The 594-nt window shown below is 49.5% G+C and carries 1 protein-coding gene; it reads right to left on the reverse strand.

Annotated features, from left to right (window positions below; translation table 11 throughout):
- The coding region (locus tag ACWHAR_RS29685; RefSeq protein ID WP_452088765.1) for a BglG family transcription antiterminator at positions 1-594 on the reverse strand (594 nt) is incomplete at both ends.

The following is a 594-nucleotide window of genomic DNA, read 5'->3' on the forward strand; positions in this document are numbered from 1 at the left end:
ATATTGATCATTTCACCGAGCTGTATCCGCTCGATCGCAAACGTCAAGTGGACGACCAGAGCGATGTATGCACTGTCGGAAAGAGAAAGTCCATACTTTTCTTTCATCTGAAACAGCACTTTTTCCGCTTTCAGCAATTTCCCCCGGCTGACGACACCGAATATTTTCTCCGGCGCTTCGTTCTTGCCTTTAATATTCATTTCGATCGTTTCCAGAAACTGCTGAACATCGAGCTTGTCGGCCATCAAGTTTCCGACGATTTTCCGCTTGGCGTCCTCCGGCCCCCTCAGCTCTATACCGTAGCCTCTTTTTCTGATCAGCGAAAGGCCGAATGGAGCGATCCACTTCTCCAGCTCGTCAAGATCGTTGCTGATCGTTGCCGCCGTCACCTGCAAGTCATGGGCAATTGTATAAAGCTTGATCGGCTCTCCCGTTTCAAGCATCGCGCATAAAATCAAAAGCTTTCGTTCATCGGCACTGTATTCGACATGACTGTCCCGGGACAGATCTTCAAGAAGCCGCTGTTTGTCTCTGTAGGCTCCGACCAGTTTCAAGCCTTTTCCCGGCTGCTTATCAAGCTGAAGCCTGTACTTG

It is taken from the genome of Bacillus sp. LR--39, assembly GCF_053613335.1.